This is a genomic window from Terracoccus sp. 273MFTsu3.1, from assembly GCF_000383675.1.
Lineage (GTDB): Bacteria > Actinomycetota > Actinomycetes > Actinomycetales > Dermatophilaceae > Terrabacter.
Genome location: NZ_KB911820.1, coordinates 182,302 through 202,453 on the forward strand (window position 1 = coordinate 182,302; position 20,152 = coordinate 202,453).

The window sequence follows — 20,152 nt, forward strand, 5'->3', positions numbered from 1 at the left end:
TCAGATCGACCACGCGAGTCGGAGACGCTCGCAGAGCTGCTCGGGTGCCAGGCCCGCAAAGGCGTCGCGCTCGTGGCGTCGGACGGCGAGCAGTGCAGCCGCCGAACGCTCACCCAGGATGCGCTCGGCGACCGATCCGCTGAAGGCGTCGAGGATCGCACGCTGGTCGGTCAGGACGAGCGAGAGTCCGGACCGGGCGCGTTCGGCGTTGTCGAGCTTCCCTGTGTCACGGACGGTTTCGGGCGGGAGCGGCAGCCGGCGCTCGATGCCGTCATGGGCCAGACCGATGAGCACGGCCGAGGCGAGGTAGGGGTTTGCCGACGGGTCGACGAGCTTGACCTCGACGTTCGCCCCGTGCGGGTTCGACGGTCCGCCCGCGAGGAATCGCACTGCTGCCTCGCGGTTCTCGGCGCCCCAGCAGAGCGTCGCTCCCGACCACAGACCCGGTCGGAGTCGACGACCCGAGACGATCGAGCCCGTGAGCACGGCCTGCGCCCCGACGAGCCCGTCGAGAAGCCCGGCGATGGCGTGTCCACCCGACGTCGAGATGTGGTGCGGTGTCGTGAACGCCCGATCGTCGAAGAGGTTGACGCCCTCGGAGGCGAGGGAGAGGTGCTGGTGCGCGCCGTTGCCGACCGTGCCGGCGAAGGGGACCGGTGAGAAGGAGGCCGCCAGTCCGTGTGCGCGCGTGACGATCCCGATGACGGTCTTGAGCAGGATCACCGAGTCCGCGGCGTCGACCGGCGACTCCGGCGCGAGCGACACCTCGATCTGGTGAGCGCCGTACTCCGCGTGGAGCTGCTCGATGCCGAGCCCCGCGGCTGTGGCGACGTCGACGATCTCGCCGATGAGTGCCGACCGGTCGACGAGCGCAGACAGGCCGTAGGGCGTCCAGGCTCCGGACGGGAGCGCCGATCCGTCAGGGGCGACGAGGACGAACTCGAGCTCGTGCCCGACGCGTGCGGTCAGGCCGTCGGCCGCGAGGCGGGCCACGGTCTCGGTGAGGACGTGCCGCGGCGCGGTCGGGTCCGGCTCGCCGTCCTGCGTCACCACGTGCGTCGGCCCAGCGGCCAGCCCGCCGGGCAACACGCGTACGCGCTCGGGCACGAGACGCAGGCGCAGGTCGCCGACCGCGTCGTAGAACGGCGTGAACTGGATGGAGCCGTCGAGGGAGTAGCCGTGGTGGACGGGCGACATGCCGGCGCCGGCGGCCACGAAGGCGGCCGTGCGCTCGACGGGCATCGACTTCGCGTGGACGAGGTTGGAGGCGTTGGTCGCCCACCCCGCCACGACGCGTACGCCCTGGCGGGTGAGGGACTCGGTGAGGTCGTCGGCGTCCGGCACGCTCGAGCTCATGACGGAAGTCTGCCCCCGCCGAGCCCGTTCCGTCGCCCAACTGCCGGACCCGGGCGGACCCGGGCGGACCCGGGAGCATCACCTGACCTGGTGAAAAGCCTCGTCTCGCTCGCGCCCGACGCCGCTACCATCGAGGGAAGCGGTTCCGGCGCCGTGAGGTGGGCCGATGGGGACGAGCATTGACGTGACACTCCACGAGCGTGGGGCCGATGCCGCGCGGGTCGACCTGCTGCATCGACAGTTCCGTCAGGAGCTGCGGCACGTGGACGCCGTCGACGTCGTGCCGTCCCCGGCACCCCGACCCGATGGGGTCGAGCCGGGTGCGCGCGGGCTGGACCCGGAGACGGTGAACGCCCTGGCCGTCGCCGTGATCGGATCGGGTGGCCTCGCGGGGCTCATCTCGTCGGTGCGCGCGTGGCTGGGGCGGGCGCCCGAGGAGACCAGGACGGTGCGGCTCGAGATCAGCGGCGACGTCATCGAGCTGTCCGGGGCCACCTCCGTCGAGCAGGAGGACCTGCTCAGGATCTTCCTGGCACGGCACGGGGCACCGTCGCCATGAACGACACCGCGGCGGCCGGCGCCCGGCGGGCGCTCATCATCGCCAACGACACCTACGACCACGCGAGCCTCGGCCAGCTGCGCGCCCCCGAGGCCGACGCGCGGGCCCTCGCGGCCGTCCTCGGCGACCCGGAGATCGGCGGCTTCGAGGTGTCGATCGTCCACAACGCCGCCTCCTACGAGGTGCAGTCGCACATCGACGACCTCTTCACGGAAAGTCGCCCGGACGACCTGCTGCTGCTGCACTTCTCGGGCCACGGGCTCAAGAGCGACTCGGGTGAGCTCTTCGTCGCGGCCCGCAACACGCGCCCGGACCGGCTCGGATCCACGGCCGTGCCAGCGGACTTCATCCAGCGCTGCATGCGCACCGCGCGAGCGCGCACCATCGTGCTCTTCCTCGACTGCTGCTACGGCGGTGCCTTCGGCGAGGGCGTCGCGGTTCGGGCGGCCGGACCGGTGAACGTCATGGAGAGCTTCCCGGCCGGGCGCCTGGGAGGTGGCCGCGGACGCGCGGTGATCAGTGCCTCGAGCGCCATGGAGTACGCGTTCGAGGGGACGACGTTGACCACCGACCACGAGGTCCAGCCGTCCGTCTTCACCTCGGCCGTCGTCCATGGCCTGCAGACGGGCGAGGCGGACCGCGACGAGGACGGCCTCGTGTCGCTGGGCGAGCTCTACGACTACGTCTTCGACCGGGTGCGGGAGCAGAACCCCCGCCAGACGCCGGGCCGCGACGTCGAGATGTCCGGTGACGTCTACCTCGCGAAGAGTCGGCACAAGAAGGTGCGGCCGGTGCCGATCCCGGAGGCCATCGTGGCGGCCCTGCGTGAGCCCGACCCGACCTACCGACGCGGTGCCGTCGTCGAGCTCCGCGACCGGCTCGGACACCCCGACCTGGGCGTCGCCCTCGGAGCGCTCGAGGCCCTGCAGGCCGTGGCCCGCGCCGACACGAAGTCCGTCGCCGACGATGCCGCCGCGGTCATCGGAGCCTCGGCGCCGCGGGTCAGCCCTCCGACACTGGACTTCGGCGAGCTCGCCTACGGGGCCGCGGTTGCCGTCGAGCGCGAGCTCCACGTGGACGGCGTCCCGCTGGCACGACAGGTTCGCGCCGAGGCCGACCCACCACTCAGCGCCGTCGTGGACGGTTCCGTCGTCACCGTGACCTTCTCACCGACCGACCGGCCGTATGCCGGCAGCATCACCCTGACGAGTCCGACGGGGTCCGTCGTCGTGCCGGTCACCGCCTCGGTCGGTCGCCGGACGGGGTTCCTCGAGTCGCCCGCGCGCGCGCCCGAGGCCGCACCGGACGGCGCTACGGAGTCCACCCCCCACTCCGAGACGGACGACGAGGAGTTCGTCGGACGACGCCTCGTGCCCGTGGAGACACCAGGCGACGATACGTCCGTGCCAGCACCTGCACCGGCCCCGCCGGCCACGGCGGCCACGGCGGCCACGGCGGCCACGGCGGCCACCGTCGGGGCGCCGACCGCTGCCTCGGCGGAAGCCGACTCGGGCGGGGCGCCGGTGCCCTCCGCTCCGGCCGCGGCACCCGACGAGCCTGCCGGACCCACCGATCACGCCGGCCCTCCAGCCCGCACCGACGCGGCCACGGCCACAGCCGCAACCCGCGCGACGGTGCCTCCGTGGCGACGAGTCGCAGGTGGGGCGACCCTCCTCGCTGGCCTTCTCCTCCTCCTGAGCATCTTCCTGCCCTGGTTCGACGGCGGCACCTACGCCGACAACGCACCCGAGCAGCTCCCCGCAGTAATCACCCGGGGCGTGCTGGCTCTGACCGCCGGGGTCACGATGCTCGTGCCCCGGGTCCGGGCCCCTGTCGCGGTGGCGCTGCTCACGTCGACCGGCGCCGCTTGCGGTGCAGGCTCACTCACCCTCGTCGGGGTGTTCAACGCGTCCGGCGCCGACCGTGTCGACGCCGGCTGGCTGGTGGCGTTGGTCGGTGAGCTCCTCGTCGGGGGGACGGCGCTGGCGACCCTGCTGGCCGTGACGTCGCGGACCCGGGTGCCGTTCCGACGGTTCGACCAGCGGGCCTGGACATCGGTCGTGGCCCTGGGTCTCGGGATCGCCACGACCGCCGTCTTCATCGCGTACGCCGTTCACGTCGCCGATCAGGCCTCGACGTACTGGGGGGCTGTCACGTTGCTCTGGGGTCTGCTGACCCTGGCGTTCACCGTGTCCGCAGTGCTGCTCGAGGCCGCCGTGGGTCGCGCGCTGCTCGCCGGGTGGGCGGTGGGCGCCCTGAGCTGGTCGGTGTCGGAGTGGGTCTACCTCACGCGCATGAACTTCGATCCACACGCCGTTCCGATGCTGACCTTCGCGTGCGGGCTGCTCCTGCTGGCAGCAGCGTTACTCCGGGGCCCGTCGAGCAAGGCAGCATCTGCGACCACCTGATCGGTCGCGACGTCGCGCACCAGATCGCGCGCTCCATGTCGTCAGGACGCACCAGTCGCGCGATCTCGCGCCCGACGAGCCGGGTCCGCGCCGGACACCTACCCGAAACGCACGAACGACCCCGCCCGATCGAGGACGAGGTCGTTGCTGGTGGAGCCAAGGGGACTCGAACCCCTAACCCCCTGCTTGCAAAGCAGGTGCGCTACCAATTGCGCCATGGCCCCGAGTGGGGGAGAGCGGCTCAGGCCGAGGTGTCGGCCTCGTCGGTCGCCGTGGGAGCGGTGGCCGGTGCGACGGGCGCGTGCACGTCGTCAGTGGCCTGGGTCCACAGGTCCTGCTCGGCCTGCTGCTGCTTCGCCTTCTTGCGGAGGAAGACGACGCCGGCGACGGCTGCACCGACGAGGGCGAGACGCTTCAGCATGCGAGGGATCCTCTCCGTGGTGGCGGTGATGGTGGGCCTAGGAGGACTTGAACCTCCGACCTCTTCCTTATCAGGGAAGCGCTCTAACCGTCTGAGCTATAGGCCCATCGTCACCTTCGCGCGGCCGATCCACACCATCAGAGATGACGACCGGACGCGAGGGGAAACGTTACCCGATGCACCTCGCCTCATACAAAACGGCCCCCACCCGCGAGGGTGGGGGCCGCTTGCGTATGCCGTGTGGCCGCGTCGGTGACGCCGGCCGGGAGCCCGACGCGGCACCGACCGAGACCGGTCAGTCGTCGGTGAGCGTCAGCTGCACGCCGCCGACCAGGGCCGAGCAGATGTTGTAGAGGAAGGCCATGACGGTCGCGATCGCCGTCATGAGGATGACGTCGATGACACCGATGACGATCGAGAGGGACACGACGCGGCCGAAGCCGACGTAGTCCTTGATCGAGAACGGGTCGGACGTCGTCGTCTGGAGCGACTGGAGCACACCTTCGACGTCGGAGAAGACGTTCATCGTCGACAGGATCATCCACAGGACGGCCGTGAGGATGACGCCGGCGATGCCGAGGGCGACGGAGAGCAGGAAGCTCATCTTCATGACCGACCACGGGTCGACGCGCGCGACGGCGAGGCGGACGCGGCGCGGGCCCTTGGGCTTGCGGTGCGCGGTCGCGGTGCGCGCACCGGCCGCCGTGGACGACGCGGCACCCGACTGGCCGGAGCCGACCCGCTGCGTCGGGGCGGTGCGGTTGGTGACCGCACCCCGCGAGAGCGAGGTGGCCGGGTCGGCGCTCGAGGCACCCGACGTGCTGCCGGACGACCCGCTCGACCCGCTCGCGGCGTAGTAGGAGCCGTTCTGGCCCTGGTCGTCGGTGAAGCCGGAGCCGCTGCCCGTCCGGGTCGACGTGCCGGGGCCGCTCACGGAGCCCTCAGGGCTGGTCGCGCTCATTCGTCACCTCCGTTGTCGGTGTCCGACGAGCTCGCCTCGTCACCCGACGTCTGGTCCGACGGTACGCCATCGGCGCCGGGAACCGTAGCGGGCGCTCCCGGAGCGGACGACGCGTCGCCCTCGGCACCCTCGCCGTCCTCGACCTCGGTGACGATGGCGGACTCGGCGTTGCGGGCCACCGCCACGATCGAGTCACCCTTGTCGGGCGTCGCGAACTTCACGCCCTGCGACGAGCGCCCGGTGTGGCGCACCTCGTCGACGCGCGAGCGCACGATCTTGCCCTTCTCCATGACGACCATGACCTCGTCGGTGTCGATGACCGTGAGGGCGCCGACTAGGTCGCCGCCCTTGTCGGACAGCTTGGCGACCTTGATACCCAGGCCGCCACGCCCCTGCAGGCGGTACTCCGACACCGGGGTGCGCTTCGCGAGGCCGTTCTCGAAGACGACGAAGACGTCCGGGCTCTCGCCCTCCTCGACGACCGACATGGCGAGCAGGTCGTCGCCGTCGCGGAACTTCATGCCCGTGACGCCCGAGGTCGAGCGACCCATCGGGCGCAGCGCCTCGTCGGTCGCGGTGAAGCGCACCGACTGGCCCTTGCGCGAGACGAGCAGCAGGTCGTCGCGGTTGGAGGCGAGGCCGGCGCCGACGAGCTCGTCGCCCTCGCGGAGGTTGACCGCGATGAGGCCGCCGGAGCGGTTGGAGTCGTAGTCGGCCAGGCGCGTCTTCTTGACGAGGCCTGCGCGGGTGGCGAGGACGAGGTAGTCGGCCTTGGCGTAGTCACGGACCGCGAGCACCTGGGCGATCTGCTCGCCGGGCTGGAAGGCGAGCAGGTTGGCCACGTGCTGGCCCTTGCTGTCGCGAGAGCCCTCGGGCAGCTCGTAGGCCTTGGCGCGGTAGACGCGGCCGAGGTTGGTGAAGAAGAGCAGCCAGTGGTGGGTCGTCGTCGTGAAGAAGTGCTCGACGACGTCCTCCCCACGCAGCGAGGCGCCGCGCACGCCCTTGCCGCCGCGCTTCTGCGAGCGGTACTGGTCGACGCGCGTGCGCTTGGCGTAGCCGCCACGGGTGATCGTGACGACGACGTCCTCCTCGGGGATGAGGTCCTCCATCGACATGTCGCCGTCGAACGGCACGATCGTCGTGCGTCGCTCGTCGCCGTAGCGCTCGACGATGCCGGCGAGCTCCGAGCTGACGATCTCGCGCTGGCGGACCGGCGAGGCGAGGATCGCGGTGTACTCGTCGATGAGGGCCTGCAGCTCGTCGTGGGCCTCGATGAGCTTCTCGCGCTCGAGGGCCGCAAGGCGGCGCAGCTGCATGTTGAGGATCGCGTTGGCCTGGATCTCGTCGATCTCGAGCAGCTCGATGAGGCCGTCGCGGGCGATGTCGACGGTGCGCGACCCACGGATGAGGGCGATGACCTCGTCGAGACGGTCGAGCGCCTTGAGCAGACCGCGCAGGATGTGGATGTCGGCTTCGGCCTTGCGCAGGCGGAAGGTCGTGCGCCGGACGATGACCTCGACCTGGTGGTCGACCCAGTGCCGGATGAAGCCGTCGAGCGGCAGCGTGCGCGGCACCTCGTCGACGAGGGCGAGCATGTTGGCGCCGAACGTCGTCTGCAGCTGGGTGTGCTTGTAGAGGTTGTTGAGCACGACCTTGGCCACGGCGTCACGCTTGAGCGTGATGACGAGACGCTGGCCGGTGCGGCCCGAGGTCTCGTCGTTGATGTCGGCGATGCCGGAGATCTTGCCGTCCTTGACGAGGTCGGCGATCTTCATCGCGAGCATGTCGGGGTTGACCTGGTACGGAAGCTCCTTGACGACCAGGCACTGCCGGTTGCGGATCTCCTCGACCTCGACGACGGCCCGCATGATGATCGAGCCGCGGCCCGTGCGGTAGGCGTCCTCGATGCCCTTGTGCCCCATGATCAGGGCACCGGTGGGGAAGTCCGGGCCCTTGATGATCCCGAGGAGCGCCTCGAGGAGGTCCTCGCGCGAGATGTCCGGGTGGTCGAGGTAGTACTGCGCGCCCGCCGCGACCTCGCGGAGGTTGTGCGACGGGATCTGCGTCGCCATGCCGACCGCGATGCCGGCCGAGCCGTTGACGAGCAGGTTGGGGAAGCGGCTGGGCAGCACGGCCGGCTGCATCGTCTTGCCGTCGTAGTTTGGGACGAAGTCGACGGTGTCCTGCTCGATGTCGCGGACCATCTCCATCGCGATCGAGGCCATCCGGCACTCGGTGTATCGCGGGGCGGCCGCGCCGTCGTTGCCGCGGGAACCGAAGTTGCCCTGGCCGTCGACGAGCGGGTAGCGCAGCGACCAGTCCTGCACGAGGCGCACCAGGGCGTCGTAGATCGCCGAGTCGCCGTGCGGGTGGTAGTGACCCATGACGTCGCCGACGACGCGAGCGCACTTGTTGTAGCCGCGGTCGGGGCGGTAGCCGCCGTCGTACATCGCGTAGACGATGCGGCGGTGCACGGGCTTGAGGCCGTCGCGCACGTCGGGCAGGGCGCGCGACACGATGACCGACATGGCGTACTCGATGTAGCTGCGCTGCATCTCGGTGTTGAGGTCGATCGGCTCGACCCGGTCGTGCTGCGGGAGATCGGTCGGCACGACGACGGCCCGGGCGTTCGGGTCGCCCTCGTCGTCGTCCGGGTCGGCGGCGTCCGGGTCGGGCCCGAGGATGTCCTCGATGCTCTGGTCGGGCGTCTCGTCACCCTGGTCGGGCGTCTCGTTGACGTCGTCTCCGTCGTTGGGAGGCAGGTCGTCGCTCACGTCAGATCCCTTTGTCTCTCAGTCACATTCGTACAGTTCGTGGGGCGCCGCTGATGGCGTATGCCGTGTCGTGCGTTTCACGTGGAACGTCCCGTCCCAGCGGGGGCGGGCGAACGGCATACGCCCTCGTGGCCTAGATGTCGAGGAACTTCACGTCGCGGGCGTTCTTCTGGATGAAGGAACGCCGGGACTCGACGTCCTCACCCATGAGGACGGCGAAGACCTCGTCGGCCTTGGCGGCGTCGTCGAGCGTGACCTGGAGCAGCGTGCGGCTGTTCTGGTCCATCGTCGTCTCACCGAGCTCGGAGTAGTTCATCTCTCCGAGGCCCTTGTAGCGCTGGATCGGGTTGTCCTTCGGCAGCCGCCAGCCCTTGCTCTCGCCCAGGGCGCGCAAGCCGTCGCGCTCCTTGTCGGAGTAGGCGAACTGGTGGTCGATGCCGTTGCTCCACCGCAGGCGGAAGAGCGGAGGCTGCGCGAGGTAGACGTAGCCGGCCTCGATGAGCGGGCGCATGAACCGGAAGAGCAGCGTCAGCAGGAGCGTGCGGATGTGCATGCCGTCGACGTCGGCATCGGCCATGAGCACGATCTTGTGGTAGCGAGCCTTCTCGATGTCGAAGTCCTCGCCGATGCCGGTGCCGAAGGCGGAGATGAGCGCCTGGACCTCGTTGTTGGCGAGGATCTTGTCGATGCGCGCCTTCTCGACGTTGAGGATCTTGCCGCGGATCGGGAGGATCGCCTGGGTGTGCGGGTCACGGGCCTGGGTGGCCGAGCCGCCGGCGCTGTCACCCTCGACGATGAAGACCTCGGAAAGGCTCGGGTCCTTGCTCTGGCAGTCCTTGAGCTTGCCGGGCAGGCCGCCCGACTCGAGCAGGCCCTTGCGCCGGGTCGCCTCGCGGGCCTTGCGGGCCGCCATGCGCGCGGCCGCGGCCTGGACCGACTTGCGGACGATGTCCTTGCCCTCGTTGGGGTGCGCCCCGAGCCAGTGTCCGAACTCCTCGGTCATGGCGCGCTGGACGAAGCCCTTGACCTCGGAGTTGCCGAGCTTGGTCTTCGTCTGGCCCTCGAACTGCGGCTCGGCGAGCTTGACCGAGATGACGGCGGTGAGGCCCTCGCGGACGTCGTCGCCGGTGAGGTTCTCGTCCTTCTCCTTGAGGAGGTTCTGGCGGCGCGCGAAGTCGTTGACGAGCTTGGTCATCGCCGCGCGGAAGCCCTCTTCGTGGGTGCCGCCCTCATGGGTGTTGATCGCGTTGGCGTAGGTGTGCACCGACTCGCTGTAGGCGTTGGTCCACTGCATCGCGAGCTCCAGGCTGAGCGAGCGGGCCTCGTCCTCGACCTCGATCGAGATGACCTCGGGGTGCACCGGCTCGCTGCGCTTGCTGCCGTTGATGTGGTTGACGTAGTCGACGAGGCCGTTGTCGTAGCGGTAGCTGACCCGCTTGGCCGTGACCTTCTTCTTCTCGCCTGAGCCGGCGTCGGCCGCTGCGTCCTGGGGCTCGTCGTCCTCGGTCGACTCCTCGACGACCTCGAGGTCCTCGTCGAGGTCGTCGAGGTCGACGTCGCGGTCGCCCGCGGGCTGCTCGATGCGCTCGTCGACGAGGTTGATCGTCAGGCCCTTGTTGAGGAAGGCCATCTGCTGCATCCGGGCCCGGATGGTCTCGAAGTCGTAGTCGACGGTCTCGAAGATGTCGGCGTTGGCCCAGAAGGTGATCGTCGTGCCGGTCTCGTCGGTGGCCTCCTGCTTCTCGAGGGGGCCGTCGGGCACGCCGTCGGTGAAGCTCATCCGGAAGACGTGGCCCTTCTGGCGGACCGCGGCCTTGAGGCGGGTCGACAGGGCGTTGACGACGGAGCTGCCGACGCCGTGCAGGCCGCCGGAGACCTTGTAGCCGCCGCCACCGAACTTGCCGCCGGCGTGCAGCTGCGTGAGCACGAGCTCGACGGCGCTGATCTTCTCGACCGGGTGGATGTCGGTGGGGATGCCGCGGCCGTTGTCCTTGACCCGGACGCCGCCGTCGGCGAGGAGGGTGACGTCGATGGTGTCGGCGTAGCCGGCGAGCGACTCGTCCACGGCGTTGTCGACGATCTCGTAGACGAGGTGGTGCAGGCCGCGGGGACCGGTCGAGCCGATGTACATGCCGGGGCGCTTGCGCACGGCCTCAAGACCCTCGAGGACGGTGATCGCGCTCGCGTCGTAGTCGACGCCGTTGGGCCGGACGTCGGCCGGGACCGCCGGTGCCTCAGGGACCACGGGTGCCTCGGGGAGGGGAGCTGCTGTGTCGGTTGCTGCCACGGAGTCGGATCCGGTGGGACTGGGGGTGGTGCTGGTGGTGATCGGCTCGTCGGCGTCGGACACGGCTCTCCTCGGTGGTCAGACCTCATGCGGGCGGCTCGACGTGGACGTCGAGCCGCAACCTCATCAGTCTAACGGTCCGGGACCGCAAACCGTGCCCTCAGACGCGCGAAACGGGCACTTTCCGGCCCGAGAACCCGTGGATCCGAGGGGAGGATCACGCCCGGGGGCCTCAGCGCCCCTCAGGCACCCTCACTCGCCGCATCGCCGTCGGCGTCCCCACCCCTGCCGCCGACGCCCATTCTCCTCCATCCGGGACGTCCCGAGGGCCGTCGTCCACAGGGCGTCCAGGGCCTGACGGGACCGGCTCGCGGCCCCCGATCGTGGTGTCAGCAGGCAGGTCAGCCCGGGTATGCCGGGAGGCCGGGTCCCAGCGGAACCCGGCCTCCCGGCATACGACCTCGGTGGGGCGGATCCCCGCCGTCAGAGGATGCCACGGGCGTGGAACGCGGCCTTCACCGTGGCGGCGTCGGTCGCGCCGTAGAGCGCGGTCGCGGCGTCGACGGTCTTCTGCGCTGCCGCGGCCCACGTCGTCGACGGAACGTAGGAGAACTGCGCCTCGAGGATGATCCGCGTCGCCTTGTCCCGGCCGAAGGCCTTGTTGACGTCCCAGAGCGCGTGGCTCCAGATCTCACCGTCGTCGTGCACCTCGCCGGTGCGGTTGGCGACGGTCTTGGTCGTGTCGAGGCGGCGGATGCAGTGCGGCGTCGTCGAGGTGTAGGACGTCGAGTCCCAGTCCATGACGCACGCCCACGGGGTCGTGGCGGTGTCGGCCGAGTTGCCCTGCGACATCGTGGCCGCGAGGTAGTCGCCGAAGCCCTCACCGATGGCGCCCGCGTCCGAGCCGCTGCCGAAGCCCGGCACCTGGTCGTCCTGGACCGCGTGGCCGTACTCGTGCCACACGACCTCCTGGTCCTCGCCGTCGTCGACGCCGCCCGTGCCGATGGTGATGGTGTCCTGGCTCGGGGTGTACCAGGAGTTGTCCTGCGTCGTCGTGTTGACGCTGAGGTCCTGGGACTCGTGGTTGACGTCGGCGAAGCCGAGCGACTGGATGTAGGTCTGGACCCGGTCGACGGCGTAGTAGCTGTTGACCTGCTCGAAGCGGGTGTCGCTGCGCGTGTAGGGGAAGGAGAGCGTCGACGAGAACGCGCCGGGGTTCTTGCCCTTCTTGGCGTTCGTGACGTTGGCCCAGCTGCCCTTGAGGTAGCCCGAGCCGTCGAGGTTGGCGAGCGTCACCGTCTTGTAGGCCGAGGCGGGGACGGCGCTGTCGGCGTTGTTCGCGTCCTTGAGCGACTCGTTCTGCAGCGCGACGACGGGGTTGGGGTCGAAGACCTTTCCCGAGCCGTTCGCGAGGACGCGCTCGTCGGTGACCTTGGTGACCCGGCCGCTGCGGGCGTCGACGAGCACCTGCTTGTCCGCGTCGGTCGTGACCTGCCAGGCCAGCGTGGCCGGAGCACCGGCGACGCCCGGCACGACGACGAGTCGGCTCGCGCGGGCGTTGCCGTGGCCCTTCGCGGCGGTGGCGGCAGACGCGCGGGCGACACCCGGCGAGACCGAGGTGAGTCCGGTGACGGCGCGACGACCGTCGTCGACCGAGGCGGCGGAGCCCGTCGAGTGGACGGCGTACCAGCCGCCGAGCACCGGGACGCCGCGGTAGGTCTGGGCGTACCAGCTGTGCGAGCCGAGCAGGCTCTGGCGCACCTGGACGAGCGTGAGGTCCGCGGGCACGGAGGCACCGGCCGCGGCGGGGGCCGGAGCGGCGACGGAGCCGGTGGCCGCCGTCGAGAGGAGGGCGCCGACCGCGGCGACGACCGAGGCGGTGGCGATGAGAGGCGTACGACGCATGTCGAACCTTTCGAGGAGTGGGGGCCAACGACACAGGCAACCACGCGCGGGAGGTCTGCGTCGGGAAAGGATTCGTAAAGAGTTCCCCTCGTTTCGGCAGCCGTGCCCCGGGGCCCGCGGGCGGAACCGGGACGGGCTGTGACGACCCGGACACGGCACCCGAATCGTGACGTGCCCTGACGCCCGGCTGCGCGCCGCGGATCGGCACACTGCCCGGACAACCTTTCCGGGCAGGCGGCGGTCTGGAGTGGTGCCGGCACGTGCCGGGAAAGGCCGGGACAGGCCGGGACAGGGACCGACAGGGGACACAGGGGATGGACGACGCGGAACGCCGGGCCGACTTCACGGCCTACGTCAGGGCGCGCGAGCAGTCGCTCGCGCGCCTCGCGTACCTGCTGAGCGGGGACCGGGACGCCGCCGAGGACCTGCTGCAGAACGCCCTCGCCAAGGTCTACCGTCACTGGGACCGGGTGAGCGGCGCGGAGCTGCCCGACGCGTACGTGCGACGGCTCATGGTCAACGAGAACAACTCGCGCTGGCGCAACCTGCTGCGCCGCCACGAGTCACCGAGCAGCCACGTGCTCGAGGTGCTCGACCCGCCGGGAGCACCCGGTCTCGACCAGACCGCCTCGATCGACCTGTGGCAGCACGTGCAGTCCCTGCCGCGCCAGCAGCGGGCCGCCGTCGTGCTGCGCTATTACGAGGACCTCACCGAGGCCCAGACCGCAGAGGTGCTCGGCTGCTCCGTCGGCACCGTCAAGAGCCACACGAGCCGCGCGATCTCGGCGCTGCGCACCCGGATGAGCGAGGCGACCGCATGAACCCCGACGACCCCGGTCTCGAGCAGGTGCTCGCCGAGCGCGGCGAGGGCGTACGCGTCGTGGCCGACCTCGCGCAGCGCGCCATCGCCCGCGACCGCTCCAACCGACGCCGTGAGCTCGGCGCGGCCGCGCTCGCCGCGGGCCTCGTCCTGGCCGTCGCCGTGCCGGTCGCCTGGTCGGCGGTCCGGCCCACCGGCGAGCGCCCGCTGCCCGTCGGACCGTCGGAGTCGACGACCGCGCCCACCGGGCGACCTTCGACGCCGACCGGGACCCCGAGCACCGCCCCGACGCCGACGGCGATCCCGACCCTCAGCGCCGACGGTGCCCCGGTGCCCACAGTTCGCTTGGCCACGGGGGAGCCAACCGCCACGACGAACGTGCCCTACCTCGCGGACGGCGTCATCCATGACGGGACGCAGCAGATCGCGCTGACCGGCAAGCTCACCGGCGGATCACTGTCTCGCCTGGCCGGGGGCCGCTGGCTCGTGGCCCAGGGGGAGACCGGTGTCCACTACGTCGTGAGCAGGGCCGGGGCAACCGTGGTGCGCCTCGACGGCGAGACGAGCACGGTCAACGCCGACGGCAGCGTCTTCGTCATCGAGTCGCGAGGCTCGCTCACGGCGTACGACGCCGCAGGGAAGCGGCTCCGCCGCCTCGCCTCCACGACGTGCGACTGCACGCCCGACGGGGTCTCCGACGCGGAGTCGCCGGGCTACGACGCCGTCGGGATCGTCGGAGCCGTCGTCTACGCCAACCGCGGCTACACCGGTCGCGCCGTCGCCTGGGACGTCGCAGCGGGCACCCGACGCGACGTCAGCGGCTCGTTGGCCCTCGTCGACGCGGCCCGGTTCACGGCACTGGTCGCCCCCGACCCGAACGTCCCGCACCGCGAGACCTGTCACGAGCTGCGTGACCTCGCCTCCGGCCGGACGCTCTGGCGACTGTGCGGCCCGCTGCTCTTCCGATCGTTCTCGGCCGACGGGGCCTACCTGCTCGCGACCGGCCACATCGACGGTCTCGACGAGTCGCAGCTCAACCCTGACGGCACCTCCCGCTACGGCGGCCTCGTCGTCATTCGCACGAGCGACGCCAGCATCGTGCTCGAGGGCGGCATCGATGATCCCGGCGGCGTGGGCTCCCCGGTGTCCTACCGGATGGGTGACGACGAGCGGATCACCGTCCAGGTGGGCTCCACGACCGGGGACCGAGACCTGCAGCGATGCACCCTCGACGGCGCCTGCGAGGTCGTCGACGTGGGACGACCCCGGTGGAACCCCGACATCCCGGAGGGCGACGACCCCTACTTCCTGTCGGCGAACTGAGGGGTCTTCCTGCGCGAACGGCTCAGTCGTCGGCGAGGGTGCGCTCGAAGAGGGAGTGGATCGCCTCGGGCAGGTGCGGCTCCTGGAGCGTCACGTCACAGCCGGCCTCGTCGCAGACGACGGAGTAGATGTAGGCGTCGGGGTGGGTGCGCTCCGTCGAGGCGGCGATGCGCTGAAGCGTTGGAGCCGACAGCAGGTGCTGCCAGTCTTTCGCATCCCGCTCGGAGAGGTCGCCCAAGGCCAAGCGGCGCTCCCGCACCTGACCGGCGAAGCCGCCGGAGCGTCGGAGCAGCACCTGGGCGTCGGTGCCGGGGACCTGTCCCGAAGGGCCGCCCCCCGCTGGAGCCGGCGCCGGCGTAGAGCCGGCGACTCCGCCCGCGCCGCCGGCCGGGGAGCCCGGACCCGCGGTGAGCACCCCGACCTGCTCCCACGCCGAGCGCACCGCTGTCTGCTCGGCGGACCCGTCCCCGTGGGCGCTGCCCGCGGCGGCCACCGTGAGGCCGGCGAAGGTCGCGAAGTCACAGTCCGCCTTGATCCCGTCACCCGACACGACGGCATACCAGATCGCGCCCGGGGCCTCCCACGCGTTGCCGCCGATCGCGTCGGCCGCGAGCACAAAGGCGCGGTTGGGGATGCCGGAGTTGATGTGCACGCCGCCGTTGTCGTCCTGCGTGTCGACGTAGTCGTCCATGTGCGCCGGCTGCGGGTCCTTGCCCAGCCGCGCGTCGTCGTAGGCCGTCCCGGGGTTGCGCATGTCGCGCAGGGCGCGACCGTGGACCGAGGGGTTGAGCAGGTCGGCTCCGACGAGCCAGTCGGCCTGCGCGGCGCTCTGGCCCAGCGTCTTCTGCTTGACGAGCACGCCGAACACGTCGGAGATCGACTCGTTGAGCGCGCCCGACTGGCCCTGGTAGAGCAGGCCCGCGGTGTGCTCGGTGACGCCGTGCGCGAGCTCGTGCCCGATGACGTCGAGGCTCTGGGTGAACCGCTCGAAGACGACCCCGTCACCGTCGCCGAACACCATCTGCGAGCCGTCCCAGAAGGCGTTGTCGTAGTTGCGGCCGTAGTGGACCGTCGCGAGCAGCGGCATCCCCTTGCCGTCGAGCGAGTCGCGGTCGTAGGCCGTCGACCACAGCTCCCACGTCGCGCCGAGTCCGTCGTAGGCCTCGTTGACCGCGACGTCTCCGCTCGCGGCCGCGCCCTCGGTGCGCACCGTCGTGCCCGGGGTCGTCTGGGTGCCCTGGGCGTCGGCTATGGTGCGGTGCGGTCCAGAGCCGTGAGCCGTGGGCGACGTGATGTCCTCACGACGCGGGGCCCGGCGTGTCGTCGGGCGGGCCGTCGGCGTGTGCCGCGAGGAACGCAGCTCCTCGTCGTGACGCAGTGCCTCGCGGGCGTGGGCAGCCAGGACCGGCTCGTCGCTGGCTGCCATGGCCTCGAGCATGTACGGCGGGACGATCGCGCAGTGCGGCGTCCGGAGCGGCGTCAAGGTCTGCGGCGTTGGCTGCGTCGAGGTCATGACGACAGTCTGCGTCGGAACACCGACACCCGCCCTCCGAGCGGCCCTACAGTTCGCAGCGTGATCACGATCAACGTCGGGGGCCGCGAGTACGACTCGTGGGAGGCGCTGCCCGAGGACGTGCGGGCCCAGCTCCTCGCAGCCGGTGTCGACCCGGGACCGGACGGACGCCTCGACTCCCTCGACCTCGCGCGTGCTGGTGGCGCGCTCACGCGCCGGACCGTGGTCACCGGCCCCGACGGCGCGCCCCTGCCGCCCGTGGTCGCCCAGGTGCTCACCTCGATCGCGGACGCCGTCGGCTCGGCGCTGCGTGGCGACGGCGAGCAGATCGCGCCGGGAGCCGGAACACGGCCGATGGCCGAGCGTGAGACAGCACCGGCACCACCGGCGGGCCTCCCTGTCGTGGAGCGGCCGGCGGTCGAGGCCGACACCGAGGACGCCCAGGACGACGACGCCTCGGCGCCGGCGGGATCCCGGCGCGTGCCGCGGGTCCTGGCCTGGGTCGTCATCGCCGGCACCGTGCTGCTCGTCGCCACCGTCGTCGTCATCGGCCTGTCCGGGGTCTGAGTCCCGGCCGATCCGTGCGCGCGGCCGCTCAGCCGTAGGTGTCGCGCGGTCCTCGCGAGTCGGGGGAGCGCCGCATGCCGCGGTTCCACGACGGCGCGCTCGGCCCGACGACCTTGAGCTCGCTCACCGCGCCGGCCCCGATCTCCTCGTCGATCCGGGCGAGCAGCGACGAGGCGAGCAGGCGCATCTGCGTGGCCCACGCCGTCGAGTCGGCGCGCACCGTGAGGATGCCGTCGACGAAGGTGAGCGGCTCGACGTGTCCGGCGATGTCGGGCCCCACGATCTCGGGCCAGCGGCCCATGACCGAGCCGACCGCGACGTCGACCTTCCAGCCGCGGTCGAGCAGCAGCCGGTCGAGCTGGTCACCGAGCAGGGCCGGGTCGCGCCCGTCACGGGCCGAGCCGGACAGCACGGGCGCGTCGCCGATCGGGCGGCGGCGCCGCTTCGGCTTCATCCCCGGCCGCAGACCCTTCTCGGCCGCGCCGGCCCGAGCCCGCGCCAGGGCCGAGGCCGCCGCATCGGCGATCCGGGTGTCCTCGTCGGTCGGCTCGGGAGCGTCCTCGACGGCACCGGCCGCCGACTCGGGGGGCTCGTGTGCGGACGCGTCGTCACTCATCGTCGTCCTCCATCGCCTGCTCCTCGACCGACTCGTCGCTGCCGGGCTCGGCCGGAGCGGCCTGCCGTGGCTCGCGCACGGACGCGTCGCCGGCGGCCTCGGCCGGGACCGCGTGCAGCGGCTCGCTCACGGACGCGCTCGGGGACACGCCCGGTGACCCGCTCGGGGACACGGCGGCCTGCACCTGGCCGAGCACGACGGCATACGTCGTGCCGTTCTCGCGGAGCACGTCGGGCACGTCGGCCCCGACGGCGGCGGTGATGAGCACCTGCTCGCAGTCGGCGACGAGGGCCGCGAGCCGCTCGCGCCGGCCTGAGTCGAGCTCGGCGAAGACGTCGTCGAGCACGAGCACCGGGTCGTCGCCGAGGTCGCGCCGCAGGAGGCGGTATGCCGCGAGCTTGAGTCCCAGCGCGAAGCTCCACGACTCACCGTGGCTGGCGTAGCCCTTCGCGGGCAGCTCGCCGAGCGAGAGGACGAGGTCGTCACGGTGCGGTCCGACGAGGGAGATGCCCCGTTCGATCTCGCTGGAGCGCACCTGCTCGAGCGTCTCGAGCATCCCGGTCCGCAGCTCCTCGATCTCGGGGACCTCACCGGCCGCGAGCCGCTTGGCCAGGTCCTCGTGGAGGGAGCTCCGGTAGGTGGCGCGGGCGTTCGACGAGGCCGCGCTCACCGCGTCGTAGCACTCGGAGAGGTCGGGCACGAGGTCGCGCAGCAGCCGCAGCCGCGCGTAGAGCAGCTGGGCCCCGACCGAGGCGAGGTGGTCGTTCCACACGTCGAGGGTGTGCAGGGCCGCCTCGCGCGCCTCGTCGAGCGGCTGGTCGCCGTCGCGCGACGGGCGGGGCGGGCGACGGGCGCCCTTGCGGAGCACCGGCGCCGCCGACTTGAGCAGGGCGTTGCGCTGCTTGAGGATCTTGTCGTAGTCGGATCGGACCCCCGACCACCGTGGCTGTCGCTGCACGAGCAGCTCGTCGAGGAAGCGTCGTCGCTCCGACGGGTCGCCCTTGACGAGGGCGAGGTCCTCCGGCGCGAAGAGCACCGTGCGCACCGTACCGAGCACGTCGCGCGGTCGCGCGACGGGGGAGCGCCCGAGGCGGGCCCGGTTGGCGCGACCCGGCGTGATCTCGAGCTCGACCATCGTCTCGCGGTCGTCGCGGACGATGGCTCCACGCACGATCGCCTGGGCCGCGCCGAACCGCACGAGCGGCTGGTCGGTCGCCACCCGGTGCGACCCGAGCGTCGCGAGGTAGCCGACCGCCTCGACGAGGTTCGTCTTGCCCTGGCCGTTGAGACCCACGAGCGTGGTGACGCCCGGGGTCAGCGCCAGCTCGGCGCTCGGGTAGCTGCGGAAGTCCTTGAGGGTCAGGTGACGGACGTGCAAGGAGGGTGCGGCGCTCTGCTCAGGCCTTCGTGGCGGTCTTCTTGGCGGTCTTCTTCGCCGCGCGCTTCTGGCCGCGTGCGGAGTCGGCCATGTCGGTGGCCGTCGTCGCCGTCGCCCGACCCGAGGAGGCGGCCTTCTTCGCGGCGCCGACGTTGGCCTGCGACGCCGTCGCGGACGCGCGCTTGCTCGCCTGCTTCGTCGCGGAGCGACGCGAGGCGCCCTTCTTCGCCGCGGCCTTCTTGGCCGGGGCCGCCGGCACGTCGCCCTGGCGCAGCTTCTCGCCCTCGGCGATCGTCATGACCTGGTGCCCGCCGAACTGGCCACGCAGCGCCGCGACGGCCTGCATCGTCGGCGAGCTCGACTGGCGCGAGGCGAAGCGCGCGAAGAGCGATGCCGAGATGACCGGCATCGGCACGGAGAGGGCGATGGCCTCTTCGACGGTCCAGCGCCCCTCACCCGAGTCGTTGGTGTAGTCGGACACGTCGTCGAGGTGGGGGTTCTCCTCGAGCGCGTCGACCATGAGGTCGAGCAGCCAGGACCGCACGACGGTGCCGCGGCTCCACGCCTTGAAGGCTCCGGGGACGTCGGTGACGATGTCCTTCTTCTCGAGCAGCTCGTAGCCCTCGGCGTAGGCAGCCATGAGGCCGTACTCGATGCCGTTGTGGACCATCTTCGTGTAGTGCCCGGCGCCGACCTTCCCGGCGTGGACGAAGCCCTCCTCGCGGGGGCCCTCCGGCCGCAGCGCGTCGAAGATCGGCATCGCCCGGGTGACCCACTTCTTGTCACCACCGCACATGAGGCCGTAGCCGTTCTCGAGACCCCAGATGCCACCGCTGACGCCACAGTCGACGTAGCCGATCTTCTTCTCGCCGAGCAGCTTGGCGTTCTCGAAGTCGTCGGTGAAGCGCGAGTTGCCGCCGTCGATGACGAGGTCGCCCGGCTCGAGCAGGTCGGCGAGCTTGGCGACGGTCTCACGGGTCGGGTCGCCGGCCGGCACCATGACCCACACGACGCGCGGAGCCTCGAGAGCCTTGACGAGTGCCGGCAGCGTCCGCACGTCCGCGACGTCGGGGTTGCGGTCGAAGCCGATGACCTCGTGGCCCGCGCGACGCAACCGCTCGCGCATGTTGCCGCCCATCTTGCCGAGACCGATGAGACCGAGCTGCATGTCGCGAGCCTTTCTGCGGGGGAGTCTGCGGGAAGCGTGCGGGCGGAGCGGGTGGCGCGGTTCGAGGCTACGCCTGCCCGGCGGCATACGGCACCG

15 protein-coding genes and 2 tRNA genes are annotated in these 20,152 nt (G+C 71.3%); 5 read left to right on the forward strand and 12 right to left on the reverse strand.

The features are described 5' to 3' along the window. Complete coding sequence (locus tag H283_RS0100785; protein ID WP_028785238.1) at positions 1 to 1,356, reverse strand: glutamine synthetase family protein; 1,356 nt, start codon at positions 1,354 to 1,356, stop codon at positions 1 to 3. A gap of 166 nt (positions 1,357 to 1,522) precedes the next feature. Between H283_RS0100785 and H283_RS0100790 the strand changes: the two genes are divergently transcribed. Together H283_RS0100790 and H283_RS26380 are read left to right on the forward strand one after the other, a co-directional pair. Then, on the forward strand, positions 1,523 to 1,915 hold the full coding sequence (locus tag H283_RS0100790) for a hypothetical protein (RefSeq protein WP_043647887.1): 393 nt from the start codon (positions 1,523 to 1,525) through the stop codon (positions 1,913 to 1,915). Next, positions 1,912 to 4,323, forward strand: coding sequence for a caspase family protein (locus H283_RS26380; protein WP_020141602.1), 2,412 nt, complete (start codon positions 1,912 to 1,914; stop codon positions 4,321 to 4,323). The genes H283_RS0100790 and H283_RS26380 overlap by 4 nt, the downstream gene beginning before the upstream one ends. A gap of 148 nt (positions 4,324 to 4,471) precedes the next feature. Here the strand turns inward: H283_RS26380 and H283_RS0100800 are convergent. The 7 genes from H283_RS0100800 to H283_RS0100830 form a co-directional block, all read right to left on the reverse strand. Beyond that, a tRNA-Ala gene (locus H283_RS0100800) sits at positions 4,472 to 4,547 on the reverse strand. Between the two features lie 17 nt (positions 4,548 to 4,564). Further along, positions 4,565 to 4,744, reverse strand: coding sequence for a DLW-39 family protein (locus H283_RS0100805; protein WP_020141603.1), 180 nt, complete (start codon positions 4,742 to 4,744; stop codon positions 4,565 to 4,567). Positions 4,745 to 4,773: 29 nt separating this feature from the next. Beyond that, positions 4,774 to 4,850 (reverse strand) — tRNA-Ile (locus tag H283_RS0100810). 189 nt (positions 4,851 to 5,039) lie between these two features. Continuing rightward, positions 5,040 to 5,705 (reverse strand): DUF3566 domain-containing protein, encoded by a 666-nt coding sequence (locus tag H283_RS0100815; RefSeq protein WP_156022895.1) that lies wholly within the window; start codon positions 5,703 to 5,705, stop codon positions 5,040 to 5,042. After that, a complete protein-coding gene (gene gyrA / locus H283_RS0100820) occupies positions 5,702 to 8,479 on the reverse strand; it encodes a DNA gyrase subunit A (RefSeq protein ID WP_020141605.1) in 2,778 nt (925 codons plus the stop codon). Before gyrA ends, H283_RS0100815 begins: the two co-directional genes overlap by 4 nt. 133 nt (positions 8,480 to 8,612) lie before the next feature. Next, entirely contained in the window at positions 8,613 to 10,829 is a 2,217-nt protein-coding gene (gene gyrB, locus H283_RS0100825) for a DNA topoisomerase (ATP-hydrolyzing) subunit B (protein ID WP_020141606.1), read from the reverse strand. A 420-nt stretch (positions 10,830 to 11,249) separates the two neighbouring features. Continuing rightward, entirely contained in the window at positions 11,250 to 12,671 is a 1,422-nt protein-coding gene (locus H283_RS0100830) for a M4 family metallopeptidase (protein ID WP_020141607.1), read from the reverse strand. Positions 12,672 to 12,985: 314 nt separating this feature from the next. On the opposite strand from H283_RS0100830, the gene H283_RS0100835 reads away from it, so the two are divergent. Together H283_RS0100835 and H283_RS0100840 are read left to right on the forward strand one after the other, a co-directional pair. Continuing rightward, positions 12,986 to 13,492: a SigE family RNA polymerase sigma factor gene (locus H283_RS0100835; protein WP_020141608.1), complete on the forward strand. Its 507-nt coding sequence runs from the start codon at positions 12,986 to 12,988 to the stop codon at positions 13,490 to 13,492. After that, positions 13,489 to 14,814, forward strand: a complete 1,326-nt coding sequence (locus H283_RS0100840; RefSeq protein ID WP_020141609.1) for a hypothetical protein — start codon at positions 13,489 to 13,491, stop codon at positions 14,812 to 14,814. Before H283_RS0100835 ends, H283_RS0100840 begins: the two co-directional genes overlap by 4 nt. 22 nt (positions 14,815 to 14,836) lie before the next feature. Here the strand turns inward: H283_RS0100840 and H283_RS23580 are convergent, their stop codons facing one another. After that, positions 14,837 to 16,327 (reverse strand): protealysin inhibitor emfourin, encoded by a 1,491-nt coding sequence (locus tag H283_RS23580; RefSeq protein WP_051103512.1) that lies wholly within the window; start codon positions 16,325 to 16,327, stop codon positions 14,837 to 14,839. Between the two features lie 60 nt (positions 16,328 to 16,387). Here H283_RS23580 and H283_RS0100850 point away from each other — a divergent pair, with 60 nt between their 5' ends. Then, a complete protein-coding gene (locus tag H283_RS0100850) occupies positions 16,388 to 16,894 on the forward strand; it encodes a hypothetical protein (protein ID WP_020141611.1) in 507 nt (168 codons plus the stop codon). A 28-nt stretch (positions 16,895 to 16,922) separates the two neighbouring features. Here H283_RS0100850 and H283_RS0100855 read toward each other — a convergent pair whose 3' ends face one another. Genes H283_RS0100855 through gnd form a run of 3 tightly spaced genes read right to left on the reverse strand, consistent with a single transcriptional unit; the run spans position 16,923 to position 20,056 of the window. Continuing rightward, positions 16,923 to 17,510 carry a DUF721 domain-containing protein gene (locus tag H283_RS0100855; RefSeq protein WP_020141612.1) on the reverse strand — a complete coding sequence of 196 codons (588 nt, stop codon included), beginning with the start codon at positions 17,508 to 17,510 and terminating at the stop codon, positions 16,923 to 16,925. After that, entirely contained in the window at positions 17,503 to 18,888 is a 1,386-nt protein-coding gene (recF, locus tag H283_RS0100860) for a DNA replication/repair protein RecF (protein ID WP_020141613.1), read from the reverse strand. The genes H283_RS0100855 and recF overlap by 8 nt, the downstream gene beginning before the upstream one ends. Positions 18,889 to 18,907: 19 nt before the next feature. Then, entirely contained in the window at positions 18,908 to 20,056 is a 1,149-nt protein-coding gene (gnd, locus tag H283_RS0100865) for a phosphogluconate dehydrogenase (NAD(+)-dependent, decarboxylating) (RefSeq protein WP_020141614.1), read from the reverse strand. Positions 20,057 to 20,152: the final 96 nt, after the last annotated feature.

What these genes read in the sequence shown, in the direction of transcription:
- H283_RS0100855 (WP_020141612.1), bottom strand. Translation starts at nt 17,510, where the DNA reads ATGAGTGACGACGCGTCCGCACACGAGCCCCCCGAGTCGGCGGCCGGT.
- H283_RS0100805 (WP_020141603.1), bottom strand. Translation starts at nt 4,744, where the DNA reads ATGCTGAAGCGTCTCGCCCTCGTCGGTGCAGCCGTCGCCGGCGTCGTC.
- gnd (WP_020141614.1), bottom strand. Translation starts at nt 20,056, where the DNA reads ATGCAGCTCGGTCTCATCGGTCTCGGCAAGATGGGCGGCAACATGCGC.
- H283_RS0100790 (WP_043647887.1), top strand. Translation starts at nt 1,523, where the DNA reads ATGGGGACGAGCATTGACGTGACACTCCACGAGCGTGGGGCCGATGCC.
- H283_RS0100815 (WP_156022895.1), bottom strand. Translation starts at nt 5,705, where the DNA reads ATGAGCGCGACCAGCCCTGAGGGCTCCGTGAGCGGCCCCGGCACGTCG.
- H283_RS0100785 (WP_028785238.1), bottom strand. Translation starts at nt 1,356, where the DNA reads ATGAGCTCGAGCGTGCCGGACGCCGACGACCTCACCGAGTCCCTCACC.
- H283_RS26380 (WP_020141602.1), top strand. Translation starts at nt 1,912, where the DNA reads ATGAACGACACCGCGGCGGCCGGCGCCCGGCGGGCGCTCATCATCGCC.
- H283_RS0100835 (WP_020141608.1), top strand. Translation starts at nt 12,986, where the DNA reads ATGGACGACGCGGAACGCCGGGCCGACTTCACGGCCTACGTCAGGGCG.
- H283_RS0100830 (WP_020141607.1), bottom strand. Translation starts at nt 12,671, where the DNA reads ATGCGTCGTACGCCTCTCATCGCCACCGCCTCGGTCGTCGCCGCGGTC.
- H283_RS0100840 (WP_020141609.1), top strand. Translation starts at nt 13,489, where the DNA reads ATGAACCCCGACGACCCCGGTCTCGAGCAGGTGCTCGCCGAGCGCGGC.
- H283_RS23580 (WP_051103512.1), bottom strand. Translation starts at nt 16,327, where the DNA reads ATGACCTCGACGCAGCCAACGCCGCAGACCTTGACGCCGCTCCGGACG.